Annotated in this window: 11 protein-coding genes; 6 read left to right on the forward strand and 5 right to left on the reverse strand. The window is 73.0% G+C overall.

Annotated elements, in window-relative coordinates; all coding sequences use genetic code 11:
- Positions 1–12 precede the first annotated feature (12 nt).
- Together HCC61_RS03620 and HCC61_RS03625 are read left to right on the forward strand one after the other, a co-directional pair.
- Positions 13–1,818 (forward strand): glycoside hydrolase family 13 protein, encoded by a 1,806-nt coding sequence (locus tag HCC61_RS03620; protein ID WP_240968365.1) that lies wholly within the window; start codon positions 13–15, stop codon positions 1,816–1,818.
- Positions 1,815–2,888: a LacI family DNA-binding transcriptional regulator gene (locus HCC61_RS03625; protein WP_169133708.1), complete on the forward strand. Its 1,074-nt coding sequence runs from the start codon at positions 1,815–1,817 to the stop codon at positions 2,886–2,888. The genes HCC61_RS03620 and HCC61_RS03625 overlap by 4 nt, the downstream gene beginning before the upstream one ends.
- Before the next feature lie 255 nt (positions 2,889–3,143).
- Here HCC61_RS03625 and HCC61_RS30480 read toward each other — a convergent pair whose 3' ends face one another.
- From HCC61_RS30480 to HCC61_RS03650, 5 genes are all read right to left on the reverse strand, one after another.
- Positions 3,144–5,309 carry a hypothetical protein gene (locus HCC61_RS30480; protein ID WP_346776997.1) on the reverse strand — a complete coding sequence of 722 codons (2,166 nt, stop codon included), beginning with the start codon at positions 5,307–5,309 and terminating at the stop codon, positions 3,144–3,146.
- Positions 5,310–5,436: 127 nt separating this feature from the next.
- Positions 5,437–8,562, reverse strand: a complete 3,126-nt coding sequence (locus tag HCC61_RS03635) for an alpha-N-acetylglucosaminidase (RefSeq protein WP_169133709.1) — start codon at positions 8,560–8,562, stop codon at positions 5,437–5,439.
- Positions 8,563–8,670: 108 nt separating this feature from the next.
- On the reverse strand, positions 8,671–9,327 hold the full coding sequence (locus HCC61_RS03640; protein WP_169133710.1) for a response regulator transcription factor: 657 nt from the start codon (positions 9,325–9,327) through the stop codon (positions 8,671–8,673).
- A gap of 243 nt (positions 9,328–9,570) precedes the next feature.
- Positions 9,571–10,455, reverse strand: a complete 885-nt coding sequence (locus HCC61_RS03645) for a Gfo/Idh/MocA family oxidoreductase (RefSeq protein WP_169133711.1) — start codon at positions 10,453–10,455, stop codon at positions 9,571–9,573.
- Positions 10,452–10,823 (reverse strand): isomerase, encoded by a 372-nt coding sequence (locus tag HCC61_RS03650; protein ID WP_169133712.1) that lies wholly within the window; start codon positions 10,821–10,823, stop codon positions 10,452–10,454. The genes HCC61_RS03645 and HCC61_RS03650 overlap by 4 nt, the downstream gene beginning before the upstream one ends.
- Positions 10,824–11,384: 561 nt before the next feature.
- Here HCC61_RS03650 and HCC61_RS03655 point away from each other — a divergent pair.
- The 4 genes from HCC61_RS03655 to HCC61_RS03670 all read left to right on the forward strand — a co-directional run bounded on the left by HCC61_RS03655 (position 11,385) and on the right by HCC61_RS03670 (position 15,114).
- The gene (locus tag HCC61_RS03655) at positions 11,385–12,665 is read left to right on the forward strand and encodes a histidine kinase (RefSeq protein ID WP_169133871.1); all 1,281 of its coding nucleotides are present in this window, start codon (positions 11,385–11,387) and stop codon (positions 12,663–12,665) included.
- Positions 12,666–12,895: 230 nt separating this feature from the next.
- Positions 12,896–13,492, forward strand: a complete 597-nt coding sequence (locus HCC61_RS03660) for a TetR/AcrR family transcriptional regulator (RefSeq protein WP_169133713.1) — start codon at positions 12,896–12,898, stop codon at positions 13,490–13,492.
- Positions 13,493–13,587: 95 nt separating this feature from the next.
- Entirely contained in the window at positions 13,588–14,340 is a 753-nt protein-coding gene (locus tag HCC61_RS03665; protein WP_346776998.1) for a VC0807 family protein, read from the forward strand.
- Positions 14,341–14,592: 252 nt separating this feature from the next.
- Positions 14,593–15,114, forward strand: coding sequence for a DinB family protein (locus tag HCC61_RS03670; RefSeq protein WP_169133714.1), 522 nt, complete (start codon positions 14,593–14,595; stop codon positions 15,112–15,114).
- The last annotated feature ends 31 nt before the right edge of the window (positions 15,115–15,145 follow it).

Raw genomic sequence — 15,145 nt, forward strand, 5'->3', positions numbered from 1 at the left:
ATCAGGGATGACATGACCCAGCATCTCGTACCCGCCGGCACACCGGCCCCCGACGACGCCCGGGAGACGCGACGGCGGCGCACCGGCTGGTGGCGCGACGCGGTCATCTACCAGGTCTATCCGCGCTCCTTCGCAGACGGCGACGGCGACGGCATGGGCGACCTGCCGGGCGTACGCTCCCGGCTGCCGTATCTGGCCGCCCTCGGCGTCGACGCGGTGTGGCTCAGCCCCTTCTACGCCTCGCCGCAGGCCGACGGCGGCTACGACGTGACCGACTACCGCGCAGTCGACCCGCGCTTCGGCGAACTCGCCGACGCCGCAGCGCTGATCGACGACGCACACCGACTGGGCCTGCGCGTCATCGTCGACATCGTGCCCAACCACTCCTCGGACCGGCACGACTGGTTCAGGCGCGCGCTGCGCGAGGGTCCCGGCTCCCCGGCACGCGCCCGCTACCACTTCCGTCCCGGCAGGGGAGCGGCGGGCGAACTGCCGCCCAACGACTGGGAGTCGGTCTTCGGCGGCCCCGCCTGGACGCGCACGGCCGACCCCGACGGCGGCGACGGCGAGTGGTATCTGCACCTCTTCGCACCCGAGCAGCCCGACTTCGACTGGCAACACCCCGCCGTGCGGGACGAGTTCCGCACCGTGCTGCGCTTCTGGCTCGACCTCGGCGTGGACGGCTTCCGCGTCGACGTCGCCCACGGCCTCGTCAAGGCGGACGGCCTGCCCGACGCCGGCGGCACCGGCCAGCTGCGGCTGCTGGGCAGCGCGCCGCTGCCCTTCTTCGACCAGGACAGGGTGCACGAGATCTACCGCGACTGGCGGCGCGTACTGGAGGAGTATCCCGGCGAGCGCATCGGCGTCGCCGAGGCGTGGACGCCCGACTCCGGGCGCACGGCCCGCTACGTACGGGGCGACGAGCTGCACCAGGCCTTCAACTTCCACTATCTACAGACCGATTGGAACGCCGATGCGCTGCGCACGGCCGTCGGCGAGTCCCTCGATGCGATGCGTCCCGTCGGCGCCCCCACCACCTGGGTGCTCTCCAACCACGACGTCGTACGGCACCGCACCCGCCTCGGCGGCGGCCTGCCCCGTGCGCGCGCCGCGACGCTGCTGATGCTGGCGCTGCCCGGCTCCGCGTACGTCTACCAGGGCGAGGAGCTGGGCCTGCCCGAGGTGACCGAATTGCCCGACGAGGCACGGCAGGACCCCTCGTTCTTCCGCGACAACGGGCAGGACGGCCTGCGCGACGGCTGCCGTGTGCCGCTGCCGTGGGAGCAGAAGGGCAGCTCCTTCGGCTTCGGCGCCGGCGGCAGCTGGCTGCCGCAGCCGGACGGCTGGGGCGAGCTGTCGGTCGCCGCGCAGTCCGGACGCCCGGACTCCACGCTGGAGCTGTACCGCACCGCGCTGCGGCTGCGCCGCGAGCACCCGGACCTCGGCGCCGGCGATTCCGTCGAGTGGCTGCCCGCGCCCGGCGGGGTGCTCGCCTTCCGCCGCGGCGACTTCGTGTGCACGGCCAACACGGGCGACGGGCCCGCCGAACTGCACGGTGTGCAGGGGGAGTTGATCCTCGCGAGCGGCCCGTACGACGGCACCGGGCCGCTGCCGGCCGACACGACGGCCTGGTGGACCCTGGGGAACGGAGCGGGCGACGGCACGGGCCACCGAACCGGCGCCCTGACCGGCGACGAAACCGGCGACGGCACGGGCCACGGCGACGGCACCGGCACCGGCCACGGCGAGGACGCCGGCCACGGCGCGGGCGAGGGCACGGGCAACGGCACCGCGCCCGCCACGGGACCGGCCGCATGACGGCTCCCGCCTCCGCGCTCCCCGCGACCCGCCTCGCCGACATCGCCGGGCAGGCCCAGGTCAGCGAGGCCACCGTCAGCCGGGTGCTCAACGGCAAGGCGGGCGTGGCCGATTCGACCAGGCAGCGGGTGCTCGCCGCGCTCGACGTGCTCGGCTACGAGCGGCCCGTACGGCTGCGTCCGCGCAGCGCCGGACTCGTCGGCCTCGTCATCCCCGAGCTGACCAACCCCATATTCCCGGCCTTCGCCCAGGTCATCGAGCAGTCCCTCACCGGCTACGGATACACGCCCGTACTCGGCACGCAGATGCCCGGCGGAGCCACCGAGGACGAACTCGTCGACCAGCTCGTGGAGCGCTCCGTCACCGGCATCATCTTCCTCTCCGGGCTCCACGCCGACCTCACCGCCGACCCCGGCCGCTATGCCCGGCTCGCCGGGCGGGGTGTGCCGTACGTCCTGGTCAACGGCTACAACGAGCGGATCGCCGCGCCCTTCGTCTCACCCGACGACCGGGGCGCCGCCCGCATCGCCGTACGGCATCTGCGCGACCTGGGCCACGGGCGGATCGGACTCGCCGTCGGCCCGGACCGGTTCGTGCCGGTGCGGCGCAAGGCGCAGGGCTTCGCCGAGGAGTTGAAGGCCGGCGGCCCGGGCGGTGCGGGCCCGGCGTCCGGGCTCGTACGGCACACCCTGTTCACGGTGGAGGGCGGCCACGCCGCGGCCGGCGCCCTCCTCGACGAGGGCTGCACGGGCATCGTGTGCGGAAGCGACCTGATGGCCCTCGGTGCGGTGCGTGCCGCGCGGCAGCGCGGTCTCGACGTGCCGCGCGACGTCTCCGTCGTGGGCTACGACGACTCGGAGCTGAACGCCTTCACCGACCCGCCGCTGACGACCGTGCGCCAGCCGGTGCGTGCCATGTCGAACGCGGCGGTGCACACGCTGCTGGAGGAGATCCGCGGAAACCCCGTGCCGCACTCGGAGTTCGTCTTCCAGCCGGAGCTCGTCGTACGAGGGTCCACGGGCCAGGCCCCCGCGCAGGGGCCCGGAAGGTCCCGGGCACGGAGCGGGTGACGTCCCGGCCCCGCTCCGTGCCCGTCCCGCTCTCCGGTCCGGCCGGCCGGTGGTCCGCCTCAGGCGGGCCGCACGCGCCCGGCCGGTCGGGCCGGTCCCCTACGCGGCTGCCGTGGTCGCTGCTGCGGCGCCCGGCCGGGCTTGCGAACTGCCTGCGCTTTCAGGGGAGTTGCGTTGCGGCGGAGCCGGTTTCCCGGTGCCGGTGCGGCGCACTGCCTGGTGGGCGCGCGGTGCCGGTGCGGCGCCGCCCTGCCGTCAGCGCGTCTCGCCGAGCGTCTCCCCGTTCGACAGCCTGGCCGTCAGTTTTGCCTTCGCGCCCTTCTTCGCGGACAGCATCAGCTTGCGCCCCGGCCAAGTACCGCTCATGTTCCGCGACTTGCCCTGGCCCGTCACGCTGATGCCCGTCACCTTCCGGCTGCCCGCGGCGAGCAGATATCTGTCGCCCGTGTCGGACTTCCACAGCGCGCCGCTCAGCGCGTACGGCTCCCGCGGCCCGCACGCCGGGGTGTCCACCGCACGCGAGGTGACGGGCGCCTGCTCGTCCGGCTCGGTGCCCGGCCGGCGGAAGGCCGTGAAGATCCGTGCGCCCCTGCCGCGCCAGGTCTCCCCGCGGGTGCACGTCCAGTACGCCGAACCCGCGGTGCCCGGCAGCGACTGCGTGGCGAACTTCCAGGAGTTGACCGTACGCACACCGCCGCCGAGCATCGAGCGCAGCCCGCATGCCGTGTGCGCCAGCCGTGCCCGCGCGCCCTCGCCGATGGCGTCCTTCGGCTTCTTCCGCGGATTGCCGCTGGTGATCCGTACGGGCGTCAACTCGCCCAGATCCGTGTAGAGATGACGCGTTGTACGGGTCGAGCCGGGGGACGGCGAGGGCGTGGAGAGCAGCAGCCCGGGCCAGCGGTGGCACTCTTCCGGATCGCTCCCGGGACCCGTGAGCGATGTGAGCACCCCGTCGTCCTCGCGGTTCAGCGGGCGGCCGTCGTCGTCCGCCTGGAGCAGGTCGACCTCGGCCGCCTTCGAGACCCAAGGCGCCGTGAGATAGCGGACGTTGGAGTCGCTGCGGGAGACCACCAGCGCACCGGAACCGGCGGTGTCCGCCCCGTCCGTACGGGCGAGGTCCAGCGTCGCGCCGCCGCTGTCCGCGCCCTCGGGCTCCGAATAGCGCGCCACCCGCAGCCCGTCGTGCAGCATGACGACCCGCGTGCCGTCGACCCGGCCCGCGTACAGCAGTTGGGGCGGGCCGGAGGGAGGACCGGCGGAGGTGCCGCGCGTCACCGACACCCGCACCTCCCCGCCGGGACGGGCCCACACCGTCAGCGCGCGCCGCAGCAGATCCCGGTCCCGGGTCAGGTCGCCGCGTGCGGGCCAGACGGAGAGGTCGGCGCGCGAGGCCCGCTTCCACGCGCCCGCGGGGACCCGGGTCAACGAGCCCGGATCCAGGGCCTTTTCGGCCGCCGGATTACGGGCGTAGGGCGGGGCGGCCGCACCGTCGGGACCCCAGGAGTCCCCGGGCAGACCGAGCAGCGCACAGCACACGGCGACCGCGGCGACCGCCGCGAGCACGGCGCGCAGATGCTGGCGGCGGCGCAGCAGATCGGTGGGACGCGCCTGTAGCGAGCAGGGGTCGAACTCCGAAGGGCCCAGCAGCGGACGGTCGTTGCTGCCCGCGGGCAGGCGGATGGCGGCGCCCTCCGCGAGAGCCGCCTCCGGATCCTCCACACCGGCGGCGGCGAGCATGCGGCACACCTCGGCGTCCGTCATGTCCTCCCAGCCGCGCAGCGCGCACGCGGCGCGCGCCGCGCCGGAGACCTCCGACAGGGCCTTCTCCAGGGCGAGTTCGTATGCGCCGCCGGAACGCGGGAAGAGCCGCAGCCCCAGCACCAGCGGGAGGAGGCCGGGCCGCACCGGCACCGCGGGCAGCCGCCACGGACCGAGCAGCCGCCGGCGCTCGCCGCCCAGCGCGGCCCGCAGGACCTGCGCCGTGAGGTAGCCGTAGGCGCCGCCGTGCGGCCCGCCGGGGCGGTGCCCCGCGGAGTGCTCCCCGGAGTGCTCGCCGCTACCGGGTGCGCCGGAGGCGTCACGGGAGTCCCGGGCCGAACCGGCGTCCCCGGCCTTGGCCGCCTTGCCCGCCTTGCCGGTGCCCGCCGTACCGCCCGCACCGGCACCGGTGGGGGCGTCGCCGTGGCGCTGCGCCGGCAGCGGCCCCACCTCCGCGGAGCCCCGCCCGCGCGGCAGCGCCCGCTGTACGAGCGAGTGAGCCGTCAGCACCCGCCGGTGCCGGTCGAGCGATGGCGGCAGCACGAGATAGGCCAGCCGCACCAGCCGCGGATAGTGCTCGACGAGCGCGGCCTGCGCCTGCTCCACGTCGACGAAGCCGGACGATGTGCGTGAATTGTGCGAAGTCGCTTCGGAGAGGGCCACGTCCACGAGAACGAACGACCGGAGGCTTGGTCACCTGGGCCCGGCCCGGGGCCGCCGGGACAGGCGCCCCGCCCGCTGCCCTTACGCGGCGGCCGGCGGCGGCCCGCGGCGGCCCGCGGCGGCAGCGTCAGCGCACGTCCCAGTCCTCGAACTCCACCGTGCCCCGGGCTCCCGTACCGCCGTTCGTCGCCGACATGAAGATCCCCACGTCCTGCCGGGAGACCGTTCCGGGCACGGTGACGGTCGCCACGGAGCGCCAGTTGGCGCCGTCGTCCGTGGAGAGTTCGCCGGTGAAGGAGAGCCCGTCGCGGCTGAGCCGCAGCGTCACGGGAGCCTTGACGCCGGTGACGCGCGCGTAGCGGTCGAGGGCGCCGTCGCCGTCGGAGTCGTATGAGAGGACCACGCCGTTGCCCGGTGTCGCCGACAGGGCGACGAACCCCGGCGAGGCCGCCCCGGGCAGCTGGTTGCGGGCGACGATGCCCGCCCGCGCCCAAGGCCCGGTGTCCTCCTGCGCGGTGACCCGCACGGTCGCCGTGACGCCGTCCCGAAGGGCCTCCTCGCGGTATACGGAACCGAAGTGCGAGGTGCCCTTCCACATGTCGTCCCCGGCGCCCTCGATCGCGAAGCGCTCGCCGAGCTGTCCGAAGACGGCCTCGTTGGTGCTGATCGTCGACAGCCCGTCGTCCAGCGGGCCCGCCACGTAGAGCTTGCCGGGCTGGGGCATCCGGACGCGGCGCTCGCCCTCCGGGCCGTACTCCACGGTGAGTTCGTACTCCAGCGGCTTCAGCGGGTCCTTCAGCTCGTCCTCCGGGGCCCGTACATGCCAGCGCACGGTGGCACGGCTGCCCTGCTCGACGCGGAGCACCGACGTGGAGCCCTGCGGCTCGGCGTCCTTCAGCCCGGTGAGGGCGAAGTCGACGGTGCCGGTCGGGCGCAGCCCGCTCTCGTTGCGGAAGACGGCCTTGAACTTCCCCGTCGCGCCCGGAGCGAGCGTCGCCGGGTCGGACTCCGCCGTGAGGCTGCCCTGGAACGGCGCCTTGGCGAGGGCGTCGTGGACGCGCTTCGCCGTCCGGTACACGTCGCCGGAGGGGCGCTGCGGATACGTCTTCTTCTCCCGCGTCCAGGCCTCTTCCAGCTCGTACCAGTCGAACGTCTTGGGCGTGCTGCCGTCGGCGAGGGCGTCCTGGAGCTCTTCCAGATAGGCGCGCCACTGCGGCTCGTGGAAGTCGCCGATGAGGCCCTGCCAGTCGCGGTTGGCGTAGTTGGCGAGCATGCCCTTGTCGGCCGCGGGACGGTCCGCCCACGCGGTGATCAGCGTGCGCGCGGTGAGTTCGAGCTTGTCCTGCTCGGCGGCGTCGTCGCCCGCCAGCGCGCGGGCGTCGGCCAGCCACGGGCCGAGCAGGAAGGAGCTGTGCGTGCCGGTCATCTCGTCGCTGAGCTTCATCAGCGACAGCCACAGGTTGCCGAGCTTGCGGAAGGCCGCCGCGTCCTCCTGCTCGTAGGCCGACTTCAGCTTGCCGATCAGCAGCCACGAACGGTTGGCGAGCGCCTGGCGTGCGACGTCGGCGAGGTCGTAGCGGTAGGCGTCGCTGCCGCGCAGCGACTCGCGCACGTCCAGCAGCGCCGTCAGCGCGGCATCGAAGTCGGCGAGGTCGAAGGCCGGGGTGTGGGTGGCGTAGTGGGCGCCGGAGCGTGCGTCGAGGCTGGGCCGCGCGGCGAAGATGCTGTCGTGCGGCCGTCCGTCGGTGCTGCTGATCTCGTACGCGGTGCTTTGCAGGGCCGCGGTCGCGGCCCGTGCCTGCGCGTCGTCCCCGCCGTACCGCAGCTTCGCGTAACCCGCGAACCACTGCTTGCGGTCCACGGCCTCCTCCCGCCACGCCAGCTCGCTGAACAGCTCGAAGGCGAGCGGGTCGCGGTGGGTCGCCTCCGGCATGTACGCGGTTCCGGCGAGCTTGCTGCCCGACTTGTCCCGCCACTGCGTGAACCGCTCGGTCCACATCTGCGTCTTGGCGCCCATCGTCGTACGGCCGCCGAAGTTGGGGATCGTGCCGAAGGCGTAGGGCACACCGCCCCAGTCGGTCTCCCGGCTGGTGATCTTCTCCAGGTCGGAGAGGCCGTCCACGACGAGCGCGCGGTCCTTGTGCTGGAGGGAGTCGAGCAGTTCGCGGCGCGGGTTCTTCTGCCAGCCGAGGATCACCCACGTCGCACCGGGCAGCGCCGTCTGCAACGCCTTCTCCACGGCCTGCGCGGCGTCCGGCACGGGCACGTCCCCGGCCTTGCCGCCCTCGTGCAGCAGATCCATCTTCACGTGCCGGATCTCGCCGAAGACGTCCTTCTGGTGCTTGTAGTACGCGGCGGCGACCTTGCGGAAGACGGACGTGCGCGGGTCGAGCCACGCGGGCCGCGTGAGGCCGTTCCAGTCGCCCTGCGGCACGGTGCGGCCGCCGGCGTTCCGGTCGGAGAAGTCGTCGGGGACGGTGCCGAAGTAGCCGGGCAGCACGGCGTGCATGCCCAGTTCATGCAGCCGCGTCACGATGCGGCGGCCCAGCTCCTCCCGCCTGTTCAGCAGGGCGGAGGAGATCGGCCCGCCGTACTCGGAGAGGTTCTGGAGCAGCCACCACGGCTGGTGCGAGGGCGCGGGGATCCAGTGGCGGGCCTCGTCGTCGGAGTAGCCGAAGTCCTTCAGCAGACGGTGGTAGACGGCCTCGGAACCGGTCGTCACCAGCACCTCGTTGCAGCCGTGCAGCGCCAGCACGTCGATGAAGCGCTCCCAGTGGTCCCAGTCCGCGTACGGGGCCGTGTAGCCGTCGTGGGTGTCGTTGAGCATGAAGCGGTGCGGCACGGTGGCGCTGCGCCCGTACTTGCTGCCCGGTGCGGGAAGTTGCTTCGGCAACGTGGTCTGGCTGCCCGCCCAGGAGATGTGCGCGTCGCACGTGTACTTGAGGTACCAGTGCAGTCCGGCGAGCGCCACGGCCGGCGTGGTGCCGGCGACCTCGACGGCGCCCGCGCTTCCGGATACCTCGAAGCGTTCGTCGCCGCCGTCGAGCAGCCGGAAGGCGATCTGGTCGTCGTGGTCCGGGAGGAGGCGGCGCACGGCGGCCTCGGCGTTCTTCATGTCCGCCGGGGCCGCGCTGTGGAATCCGGGGACGGCCGGCGCCTGTGCCGATGCCGGGCCGGCGCTCGGGCCCAGTGCCACACCCGCGCCGAGAGCTCCCGCCGTACCCAGAAGTGTGCGTCTGTTGATGTCCTCCACGGCGGGCTCCACTTCGTCGAAACATCGCTTTCACCGCTGTCACATGTGGTGGGCACGCTAATGGAGGCTTGTGTGCTTATACGAGAGGGCGCGGCAAGATGATGCTGGTCAGCCCCGGTCGGACCCGTCGAGATAGGCCAGCACCGCGAGCACGCGACGGTTGTCGTCGTCGGAGGGCGGAAGCCCCAACTTCCCGAAGATATTTGAGGTGTGCTTGGCCACGGCCCGCTCCGTGACGACGAGCGCGGAGGCGATCGCGGCGTTGGAACGGCCCTGCGCCATGAGATCCATCACTTCCCGCTCGCGATCTGTGAGCTTCGCCATGGGCGCCTCACCGGAGCGCCGCGAGAGCAGCTGCTGGATCACCTGCGGGTCCATCGCCGTGCCGCCGCCGGCCACGCGCCGGACCGCGTCGACGAACTGGTCCGCGTCGAACACCCTGTCCTTGAGCAGATAGCCGACGCCGCCCGAGCCGTCCGCGAGCAGTTCACGCGCGTACAGCTGCTCCACGTGCTGGGAGAGCACCAGCACCGGCAGCCCGGGGCGCCGGCGGCGCGCCTGAAGCGCGCACTGGAGTCCCTCGTCGCTGAAGGACGGCGGCAGCCGCACGTCGACGACGGCCACGTCGGGCTCCAGCTCTTTCAGCGCCCTGGCCAGCTCCGGCCCGTTGTCAACGGCGGCGGCGATCTCGAAGCCGAACGCCTCCAGCATCCGCACCAGGCCGTCGCGCAGCAGGAAGAGGTCTTCGGCGATGACGACGCGCACTGGTTCTCTCCACGGTGGCCGGAGGCCGGGCAGGCCGGGCGGTCTGAGGCTCACCGAATCTACCGGCAGGGGGCACGGGCGCGCCCGGACCGCCCGCCGCGGGAGCGTGCGTGGGCGTGCGGGGGCGGCGGTCCGGGCGTCGAGGCGGTGGTGCCGTCACGTCACGGCGGTACGACGGCTACGGGAGCAACGGCCGTCACGGGTGCCGCCGGTCACGGGAGCAACGGCCGTCACGGGTGCCGCTTACGGGAGTGCCGCCTCCGTCGCCGTGAGGATCTCCGTCACCCGCTGGGCGAATCGCACGTCGCACGCGTGCGGCACCCCCGTACGCGCCGACTCCATGAGGGCGTCGACGGCGCGCGTGAACGCGTCGACCGGCGACTCGTCGCGGACCGGCATCGCCGCCGCCCCGGCTGCGCCCCTCACTTCGGCGCTGACACCGGCCGCCGCGGGCGGCACGGAGTGGGAGAGCGTGCACGAGCTGGACGCGCCGCTGGTGTGCCGGAGGATCACGTGCACGGTGTCGCCGTGACCGCGCGCGGCCCGTACGGCGTCCAGATCGTCCACGTCGCCGAGCACGGGCAGCAGCACCGACAGCGCGTGCGGTCCGACGTCCCACAGGGCGCCCTTCTCGCGGCGCCACGGCGAGGCGGTGTAGGGGGAGTCGGCGCCGCCGAACACGGGGGAGAGCCAGTCCGCGCGGCCCGTCAACCACCCTTCCTCCGCGGCCTGTTCGGCGATCCACGCGGCGGTCGTATCGCTGAAGCGCAGCGTGAAGAAGACGACGGACGCGACGCCCGCGGCGTCGGCCGCGGCGGAGACCTGCCGCGCGGCCCCGGGAGTCGTCGCCACCGGCTTGTCCAGCAGCAGATGGCAGCCGGCCTCGGCGGCGCGCACCGCGAGCGGCGCCTGCACGTCCGGGGGGAGCGCGACGGCGACCGCGTCGCAGTCGGTCAGCAGCGCGTCGACGTCGTCGTAGGCGCGGGTCCCCAGGCCGTCGGCGAGCTGTGCCGCCGCCTCGGAGCGGCGTCCCCACACGCCCGTGAGCTGTACGTCCTTGTGTGCGGCGAGTGCCGGGCCGTGGGTGCTGAGCGCCCAGGGGCCGGTGCCGAGCAGTCCGAATCTCATGAGTGGTCCTCATCCGTGTGACTGGCGTAGCTGCCGCGGGAGAGGTCGCATACGTCGACGGAGGTGTGCAGCGTGACGCCCGGCGTCGGCTTGACGTGGTCGCGTGCGAGCCCGAGCACGGCACGCGAGAGCCGGGCCTTCGCCTCGGGCGTACGGCCGGACAGCAGCGCCACCTCGACGTGGAGCATCGCGACCTTGTCCGAACCGTCGGCGATCACGCACTCCTCGATCTGCCGGAAGCGGGTCTTGCAGCCGGCCACCGAACCCGTCACGGTGCGTGCGAGGAGCGGGTGCAGGGCGAGTCCGAAGCCGCGGCGGTCGAATGTGTCGGCAAGGGCGTCGGAGTAGTCGACGGTGATGTGCGGCATGGGGGCAGCGTACGGGCTGGAGCTGTGGCCCACGAGAGAAGCTCGCCGGATCGTGGCATGCGCGGACAGGCGGCCGGATTCCGCGCGGCAGGCGGCTCCGACCTGCGAATATGCCTGTCCTGGTGGGGTCTTGCGGCTTGTGGGGGTGTGCGGCGACCGCGGCTGATCAGGAGCGCGTCCCGGGCGCCGTGTGGTTCCGCTGCCGGGACAGGGAGAGCGGCGGGAGGAGTGCGGGGGTGGTGTCAGCTACACCCCCGGAGGGGGGCCGGTCCCCCTGCCCGTACGGCCCCGGGCGGCGCAGACTGATGACCGTGCCCTGGGCGTACGAGGGCATGTGCGGGCGGCGGGGAGCGCCCCGGGGGACCGGGAGAAGGAGCGGCAGCGGTGAGTCAGCGGGCAGCAGGCGAAGGGGCACTCGCGGGGAGTCCCGCCGCGCGGCGGGGCGGGCTTGCGGGGGAGGACGGACGGGCAGAGCACACCGGACCGGCGGGGCGGGACGGACCGGCGCCGCGAGGCGGAGCGGTGCCGCGAGGCGGAGCGGCGCCGCAAGGCGGACCGGCGCTGCGTGAGCGGGCAAGTGCGGCCCTGCTCGCGGCAGTTCGCGGTCTCGCGCTGTGCCTGCTCTCGCTCGGGGTGTCGCTCACGCTGTTCATCCTCAGCGTCGTCTCGATCGCCTTCGTCGTGCTGGGCGTCGGCCTCGTCACCACTCCCGCGGTGACGCACCTCGTACGCATGCATGCCAACCAGCGGCGCCAACTGGCCCTCGACTGGGCCGGTCTCGCCGTCCCGCCGCCCTACCGGCCGCTGCCGCCCGCCGACGGCCTCGGCGGCACCGTCACGCGCTGCACGCGGCTGCTGCGCGACCCGGCGACATGGCGGGACCTGGTCTGGCTGCTGACGGACGCGGTCTTCGGCTTCGTCACGGCGCTCTTCCCGCCCGCGCTCATCGCGTACGGCATCGAGGGCTTCGTGATCTGCGCGGGCGTCTGGCGTGCCGTACGCCATGACTACTGGTACGCCTTCATCCCGGTCGAGGGCTTCGGTACGGCCACGCTGTGCGCGGGCCTGGGCGCCGTGCTGCTCGTGCTCGCTGCGGGCGTCAACCCCTACTTCGTGCGGGGGCACTTCCTGATCGTCAAGGGCATGATCTCGCCCAGCCGCGGTTCGCGGCTGGAGGAGCGCGTGGAGCGGCTCTACGAGACGCGCCACGACGCCGTCGACTCCTCCGCCGCCGAACTGCGCCGGATAGAACGGGACTTGCACGACGGCGCACAGGCACGCCTGGTCTCCATGGGCATGAGCCTCGGCACCATCGAAGCGCTCGTCGAGAAGGACCCCGCACAGGCGAAGAGGCTCATCGCGCAGACACGGCGGAACTCCGCGGAGGCGCTGACCGAACTCCGCGATCTCGTACGGGGAATCCACCCCCCGGTCCTCGCCGAGCGCGGCCTCGGCGACGCGGCACGCGCCCTTGCCCTGCGCATGCAGGTCCCCGTCGAGACGGATGTCGAACTGGACGGGCGCTTCGCCGAACCGGTCGAGTCCGCCGCGTACTTCGCCGTCAGCGAGGTCCTGACCAACGCCGCCAAGCACGCGCGGGCGGAACGCGTCTGGCTCGACGTCCACTACAGCGAGGCCGTGCCCCCGACGGGTGAGGGCATGCTGCGGATCGCGGTCACGGACGACGGCCGCGGCGGCGCGGACCCCGCGAAGGGCTCGGGGATGGCGGGCATCGAGCGGCGACTGGCCCAGTTCGACGGCATCCTCGCGGTGAGCAGCCCGCCGGGCGGTCCGACGATGGTGACGATGGAGATCCCCTGCGAACCCCTGCGCCACCGATGAGCCCCACGCCCCGGGTTCCCGGCCCTGCGGATCCCGACGGCCCCGGCGGCGCGCGTCCTGAACCGCCGTACGTACGGCTGGAGTTGAGCCCGCGGATCGCGTAGCGAGTCCGCGCTTCCGATGGACTGGCAGATGTGATTCGCATGCGGTAGCTTTTATTCGAGCAGATAACAATCACGCCGCGTAGCGAACAAGGCGGACGACGGACGGGGATCACGGAAGCCATGGGCATGGAGCGGACATTCACCAACGAGGCGCGCAGAGCGCAGATCGTGCGGGCGGCGATCGACACCATCGCCGAACTCGGTTACACCAAGGCCTCGTTCGCCCGCATCACCGAGCGGGCGGGGCTGAGCAGCCCGCGGATGATCTCGTACCACTTCAAGGACAAGGACGACCTGATCCACCAGATCCTCCACGAGGTCTTCAACCAGGCCGCCGAGCAGATCAACTCCCGTATGGGGCAGGAGGAGACGGCCGCCGGCAGGCTGCGCGCCTACCTGGAGGCCAACATGGAGTTCCTGCGCGGACATCCGCAGGAGATGGCCGCCCTCACCGAGATCGGACCTCATCTGCGCGACGAGGGCGGTGAGCCGTACTCCTCGCAGAGCGCCCAGGAGGGCAGCGTGCGGGGGCTGGAGGGGATCCTCGCCGAGGGCAGGAGCAGCGGCGAGTTCCGCGACCTGGACACCCACTCCGTGGCCGTGATGATCCGCGCGGCCGTCGACACCGCCGCGAGGCGGCTGCGCGGCGAACCCGGCCTGGACTTCGAGGCCTACACCCGCGAACTGGTCGCCGTCTTCACGCGCGCCACCCGGCCCGAGTGAACTCCCCCGACTTCCCCAGCACTTCGATCTCCCCGAACACTTCGATCTCCTTGCACCCCTCGCACCCCTCGCACTCCTCGAAGAAGGCCGTGGCCGTGACAGACACCCCGCGAGACACCCCGCGAGAACACCGACCCGACGACCCGCGGCCCGAGCGACCGGGCCAACCCGCCCGCGGCGGGGGGAAGTTCGGCAGTGCGCTGCTGATACACGTGATCGCCCCGCTGGCGCTGTTCTACGGGCTGCGCTGGGCCGGTGCGAACCAGTTCCTGGCGCTGCTGGCCGGTGCCGCCATCCCCGCGGCCGAGGCGGTGCGCGGTCTCCTCACCCGGGGGCGCGCGGGCGGCTTGCAGCTCTTCATGCTCGGGGCGATGGCGCTGACGGTCGCGGTGTCGTTCGTCTCGGGCAGCCCGCGGGTGCTGCTGATCCGCAGCGCCTGGGGCATGGCCGCGCTCGGCGTGTGGATGCTGGTCACGCTGGTCTCCCGGCGGCCGTTCCTCTACGAGGCGGCCCGCGTCGTACTGGACGAGCCCAAGCAGCGTACGTGGGAAGGGAATTGGGAGCGCTATCCCGCCTTCCGGCGGCTGCTGTGGATGTGCAGCGCCTTCTGGGGAGCCGCCTGTCTCGTCGACGCGTCGCTCCGGATCGTGATGGCGATGACCCTGCCCGTGGACCTCGTGCCGGTCCTCGACGACGTGCTGCTGGTCGTGACCTTCGCGGTACTGCTGCTCTTCCAGCGCGTCTACGGGCGTGCCTGCCTGCGCCGGCACGGGCTGCGCCGGGACGGGGTGCGGCTGTTCCCCGTGGCCGCCCCGCCCGGAGCCGCCCCGGGTACGGCCGCCTGCTGAGCCGCGTACGCATACGGATGCCGTTGCGCACGGTCATGCCGCGTACGCATACGAGGGGGAGGGGGAGGCGGGTGCCTCGCACCGGCCCGCGCGGGGGGCGGGCCGGCGCGAGGCCCCCGTACGGCACGGGGTTCGGGCCGAGCGGATGGGCCCGGCCCGGCGGGCCCATCCGCTCGGCCCGAACCCGCCCGCTCCGGCCAGGGCCGCCCTCGACCGGCACCCGCTGTCAGTGGCTGCGGCTAGCGTTCGCCCATGACGTGGACGAGTCCCGAAGTGCAGCGCCCCGAGCGCATCTCCGTGGCGGACGAGAGGGTCGCCCTGGAGAGCGCGCTCGACCTGGGCAGGGCGACCTTTCTCTACAAGTGCGGCGGACTGACCGGCTCGCAGCTCATCGTGCGCAGCGTCGGCCGGTCCACGATGTCGCTGCTCGGCCTGGCCCGGCACCTCGCCGGGGTCGAACGCTGGTGGTTCCGCAACCACTTCGCGGGCGAGAGCGATCTCCCGTGGGTCTTCTTCACGGAGGACAACATGGACGGGGACTTCGAGGACGGCACCCCGGAGAGTGCCGAGGGCGACTTCGAGATCTATCACCGGGAGGTGGCCGCCGCCCGTGCCGCCGTGGCGGGGCGCTCCCTTGACGACACCTTCCGCCGCCCCAACGGCGAACTCGCCGATCTGCGCTGGCTGTTCGTCTACCTGATCGAGGAGTACGGACGGCACAACGGCCACGCCGATCTGCTGCGGGAGCACATCGACGGCCGTACCGGCTGGTGAGACCGGCCCCTCCCGGGCGGCGGCGGCCGCG

This window comes from Streptomyces sp. HNM0575 (assembly GCF_012726265.1).
In the GTDB taxonomy this organism is placed as follows: Bacteria; Actinomycetota; Actinomycetes; order Streptomycetales; family Streptomycetaceae; genus Streptomyces.

What these genes read in the sequence shown, in the direction of transcription:
- HCC61_RS03625 (WP_169133708.1), top strand. Translation starts at nt 1,815, where the DNA reads ATGACGGCTCCCGCCTCCGCGCTCCCCGCGACCCGCCTCGCCGACATC.
- HCC61_RS03645 (WP_169133711.1), bottom strand. Translation starts at nt 10,455, where the DNA reads ATGAGATTCGGACTGCTCGGCACCGGCCCCTGGGCGCTCAGCACCCAC.
- HCC61_RS03650 (WP_169133712.1), bottom strand. Translation starts at nt 10,823, where the DNA reads ATGCCGCACATCACCGTCGACTACTCCGACGCCCTTGCCGACACATTC.
- HCC61_RS03670 (WP_169133714.1), top strand. Translation starts at nt 14,593, where the DNA reads ATGACGTGGACGAGTCCCGAAGTGCAGCGCCCCGAGCGCATCTCCGTG.
- HCC61_RS03660 (WP_169133713.1), top strand. Translation starts at nt 12,896, where the DNA reads ATGGAGCGGACATTCACCAACGAGGCGCGCAGAGCGCAGATCGTGCGG.
- HCC61_RS03620 (WP_240968365.1), top strand. Translation starts at nt 13, where the DNA reads ATGACCCAGCATCTCGTACCCGCCGGCACACCGGCCCCCGACGACGCC.